At 70.4% G+C, this 4,260-nt stretch carries 4 protein-coding genes; all 4 read left to right on the top strand.

Annotation, left to right across the window (positions count from 1 at the left end):
- The first annotated feature begins 125 nt into the window (after positions 1 to 125).
- The 4 genes from VGO20_RS13975 (at position 126) to phnE (ending at position 4,075) form a co-directional block, all read left to right on the top strand.
- Positions 126 to 1,418 (top strand): O-acetylhomoserine aminocarboxypropyltransferase, encoded by a 1,293-nt coding sequence (locus tag VGO20_RS13975; RefSeq protein WP_327502974.1) that lies wholly within the window; start codon positions 126 to 128, stop codon positions 1,416 to 1,418.
- A gap of 168 nt (positions 1,419 to 1,586) precedes the next feature.
- On the top strand, positions 1,587 to 2,342 hold the full coding sequence (gene phnC, locus VGO20_RS13980) for a phosphonate ABC transporter ATP-binding protein (protein ID WP_327502975.1): 756 nt from the start codon (positions 1,587 to 1,589) through the stop codon (positions 2,340 to 2,342).
- A gap of 27 nt (positions 2,343 to 2,369) precedes the next feature.
- The gene (gene phnD / locus VGO20_RS13985) at positions 2,370 to 3,239 is read left to right on the top strand and encodes a phosphate/phosphite/phosphonate ABC transporter substrate-binding protein (protein WP_327502976.1); all 870 of its coding nucleotides are present in this window, start codon (positions 2,370 to 2,372) and stop codon (positions 3,237 to 3,239) included.
- A 5-nt stretch (positions 3,240 to 3,244) separates the two neighbouring features.
- The gene (gene phnE / locus VGO20_RS13990) at positions 3,245 to 4,075 is read left to right on the top strand and encodes a phosphonate ABC transporter, permease protein PhnE (RefSeq protein WP_327502977.1); all 831 of its coding nucleotides are present in this window, start codon (positions 3,245 to 3,247) and stop codon (positions 4,073 to 4,075) included.
- The last annotated feature ends 185 nt before the right edge of the window (positions 4,076 to 4,260 follow it).

Below are 4,260 nucleotides of genomic sequence, written 5' to 3' on the forward strand. Positions count from 1 at the left end.
TGCCCGAAAATGGAATACCAGCGTCTGCACGGAGAGTTGAGCTGGGGCGGGATCAATTCCGAGGTGATCACCAACCGCCGCCGCCCCGTAAAGGCCGTCCGCAAGCTGATGTGAGGAAGGGACCCATGGCTGAACAAAGGACTTTCGGCTTCGAGACGCGCGCCATCCACGCCGGGGCCGCCCCCGACCCGGCGACCGGCGCACGCGCGACCCCGATCTACCAGACCACCTCCTACGTCTTCGAGGACGTCGAGGAGGCGGCGGCGCTGTTCAACCTGCAGAAGACCGGCTTCATCTATTCGCGCCTGACCAATCCCACCGTCTCGGTGTTGGAGGAGCGCATCGCCAACCTCGAAGGCGGCGCCGGCGCCACCGCGACCGCGTCCGGCCACGCGGCACAGATGCTGGCCCTGTTCCCGTTGATGCAGCCCGGTGACGAATTCGTATCGTCGTCAAAGCTTTACGGCGGTTCGATTAACCAGTTCCTGAACAGCTTCCCGCGCGCCTTCGGCTGGAAGGCGGTGCTGGTCGACAGCGACGACCCCGAGAACTTCCGCAAGGCCGTGACCCCGCGGACCAAGGCGTTCTTCGTCGAGAGCCTCGCCAACCCGGGCGGCGTCGTGTGCGACCTGGAGGCGATCGCCGCCATCGCGCACGAGGCCGGCGTGCCGCTGATCGTCGACAACACGCTGGCGACCCCCTATCTGTGCCAGCCGCTGCAGTGGGGCGCCACCCTGGTCACCCATTCGACCACGAAGTTCCTGTCGGGGCACGGCACCTCGACCGGCGGCGCGGTCGTGGACAGCGGCCGCTTCGACTGGAGCGCCGGCGGGAAGTACCCGGCGCTCAGCGACCCGGAGCCGGGCTACCACGGCCTCAAGTTCCACGAGACCTTCGGCCATCTCGCCTTCACGATCCACGGCCACGCGGTCGGCCTGCGCGACCTCGGCCCGACGCAGCAGCCGATGAACGCGTTCCTGACGATCACCGGCATCGAGACGCTGGCCCTGCGCATGGACCGGCACTGCGCGAACGCGCTCACGGTCGCGCAGTTCCTGGAGCAGCACCCGGCCGTCGACTGGGTGAACTACGCCGGCCTGCCGTCGAGCCGCTACCACGCGCTGGCGCGCAAGTACCTGCCCAGGGGTGCCGGCTCGGTGTTCACGTTCGGGCTGAAGGGCGGCTACGACGCCGGCGTCCGCCTGGTCGAGGGCGTGGAACTTTTCAGCCATCTCGCCAACATGGGCGACACCCGGTCGCTGATCATCCATCCCGCCTCGACCACGCACCGTCAGCTCGACCCGGAAGCGCAGCGCGCGGCTGGCGCCGGCCCGGACGTGATCCGCGTCTCGATCGGCATCGAGACCGCGGACGACCTGATCCGCGACCTGGACCAGGCGCTGCTCAAGGGCCGCTGACCTGAAGCACCTCTCCCGCGCACTGGCGCGGGAGAGGCCCCGGCCCCGGAAATCCCCGAAAGAAAAAGTTCACGGCTCCGTCATGCCGGCTTCATTCCGGCTTGGTAGTCAATTGCAGGACGTGATCGGCACCGCCGAACGATTACGAAACGCAATGGAGCCGCTGACATGCTTTCCGTACGCGACCTCGGCGTGCGCTACGCCAACGGCGTGCAGGCGCTCTCGGCCACGACGCTTTCGTTCCGCCCCGGAGAGTTCACCGTCCTGCTCGGGCCTTCGGGCGCCGGCAAGTCGACCCTGCTGCGCTGCCTCAACGGCCTGGTGCGGCCGACCGCCGGAACCGTGAGCGCCGAGGGGACGGGCGACATCCACCACCCGGGCGCGTTGCGCGCCCACCGGCGCCGGACTGGCATGATCTTCCAGCAGCACCAGCTGATCGGCCGGCTGTCCGTGCTGCGCAACGTCCTGACCGGGCGCCTCGGGCACCATTCGACGCTGCGCACGTTCCTGCCGGCGCCGCACGCCGACCGGCTGATCGCCCTCGACTGCCTGGACCGCGTCGGCCTGCTCGACAAGGCGCTGGCCCGGGTGGACCAGCTTTCCGGGGGCCAGCAGCAGCGCGTCGGCATCGCCCGCGCCATCGCCCAGCGCCCGGCCATCGTGCTGGCCGACGAGCCGGTCGCCAGCCTCGACCCCGCGAGCGCGGAGCAGGTGCTCGACCTCATCCACGGCATCTGCAAGGCCGACGGCATCACCGCCGTCGTCAGCCTGCACCAGATCGAGCTGGCTCGCCGCTTCGCCGACCGCCTGGTCGGCGTCTGCGCGGGCCGGGTCGTCTTCGACGGCCGGGCCGGCGAGCTTCGCCAGGCCGACCTCGACCGCATCTACCGGCGACCGCCGGGACCGGCCGCCCAGGCCGCCTGACCCCTCCAACACGACGGGAAGAGATCCATGAACAGACTGCTTGCCGGAACGGCCGCGGCCGTGCTCGGCCTGTGCCTCGGCACGGCGGCCGCGCACGCCGCCCCCACCGACCCCGACACGCTGCGCGTGGCGCTGCTGCCGGACGAAAGCCCCGCGACGATCATCCAGAACAACAAGGGCCTGGAGCAGTACCTGGAGGCCGCGCTGGGCAAGGAGGTCGAGTTGGTCGTGACCACCGACTACTCCTCGATGATCGAGGCGATGCGGTTCAAGCGCCTGGAACTCGCCTATTTCGGCCCGCTGTCCTACGTGCTCGCCAAGTCGCGCTCGGAGATCGAGCCGTTCGCCGCGATGGCCTCGAACGGGGTCGCCAGCTACACCGGCGTCATCATCGCCAACGCGGAGGCCGGCATCGACGACCTCCGGGACATCGAGGGCAAGACCGTCGGCTTCGGCGACCCCGCCTCGACCTCCAGCCACCTGGTGCCGCGCGCCCTGCTGAAGGAGAACGGCCTCGAGGGCGGGGCGGACTACGAGTTCCACCATCTCGGAGCCCATGACGCCGTCGCCCGGGCCGTCGAGGCCGGCAACGTCCAGGCCGGCGGCCTCAGCCGGCCGATCTTCGAGTCCCTGATCGAGCGCAAGGTGATCGACCCGGCCAAGGTGAAGGTGATCGGCGAGACCGGGGCGATCCCCAACTATCCCTGGACGATGCGCAGCGACCTGTCGCCGGACCTGAAGGAGCGCATCCGCGAGGCCTTCCTCGGCCTCGACGACGCGGCCGTGCTGAAGGCGTTCAAGGCCGACGGCTTCCTGCCCATCACCGACGCGGACTACGACGTGCTGCGCGACACGGCGCGACTGCTCGAGCTCGACCTCGCCGGAACCGGGGGGTGACGGGGATGGCCGCGCACCGCTCTTCCCCCACCGGCCCGGACCTCCGGCACTTCGAGGCCGCCCTGGCCGGCATGAACGCCGAGGCCACCCGCCGCGCGGCGGTCGGCGGAGCGGTGGCGGCCGTCATCCTCTACTGCCTGCACACCGTCGGCCTGACCGACGTCGAGCGCATGCTCGACGGGCTGCCGGCGATCGGGCAGCTCCTGCGCGAGATGACGCCGCCGGACTTCTCCCGGTGGCAGAGCTGGATCGGGCCCATTCTCGACACGCTGGCCATGAGCGTGGCCGGCACGACGCTGGCCGTGGCGCTGTCGCTGCCGCTGGCCTTCCTGGCGGCGGCGAACACCAGCCCGCACCCGCTCGTCCACAGGCTGACGCGCCTGGTGCTGAACCTGCTGCGCTCCGTGCCCGAGCTGATCATGGGCATCTTCTTCGTGGCCGCCGTCGGCTTCGGCGCCCTGCCCGGCTCGCTGGCGCTCGGCCTCCATTCGGTCGGCATGGTCGGCAAGTTCTTCGCCGAGGCGATCGAGCACGTGGACCACCGGCCCGTCGAGGCGGCCCGCGCCGCCGGAGCCACGCCGCTGCAGGTGATCGCGCACGCCGTGCTGCCGCAGGTCCTGCCGCAGATGGCCGACACCGCCCTGTACCGCTGGGAATACAATTTCCGCGCCTCCACCGTCCTCGGCGTCGTCGGCGCCGGCGGCATCGGCTTCGAGCTGATCGCAGCGCTTCGCCTGCTCGCCTACGACCAGGTCGCCGCGGTCATGCTGTGCATCCTGGCCACCGTGACGGTGGTCGACGCCCTGGGCGGCATCCTGCGCGCCAGGCTCAAGTGACCCGGACGACCGCCATGACCAACCGCCCCAAAGTCGTCGTCAGCAACTGGGTCCATCCCGAGGTCGTCGGCCTCCTCGCCGACCGGTTCGCGGTGGACGCCAACACGACGCACGAGCCCTGGCCGGCCGACGAGGTCCGGCGCCGCGCCGCCGATGCCGACGCCCTGCTGGCCTTCATGACCGAT

This window comes from Arenibaculum sp. (assembly GCF_035998295.1).
Taxonomy (GTDB): Bacteria; Pseudomonadota; Alphaproteobacteria; order Azospirillales; family Azospirillaceae; genus DASYHS01.

Excerpts from the sequence above, each read along its gene's own strand:
- phnC (WP_327502975.1), top strand. The coding sequence starts at position 1,587 with ATGCTTTCCGTACGCGACCTCGGCGTGCGCTACGCCAACGGCGTGCAG.
- phnE (WP_327502977.1), top strand. The coding sequence starts at position 3,245 with ATGGCCGCGCACCGCTCTTCCCCCACCGGCCCGGACCTCCGGCACTTC.
- VGO20_RS13975 (WP_327502974.1), top strand. The coding sequence starts at position 126 with ATGGCTGAACAAAGGACTTTCGGCTTCGAGACGCGCGCCATCCACGCC.
- phnD (WP_327502976.1), top strand. The coding sequence starts at position 2,370 with ATGAACAGACTGCTTGCCGGAACGGCCGCGGCCGTGCTCGGCCTGTGC.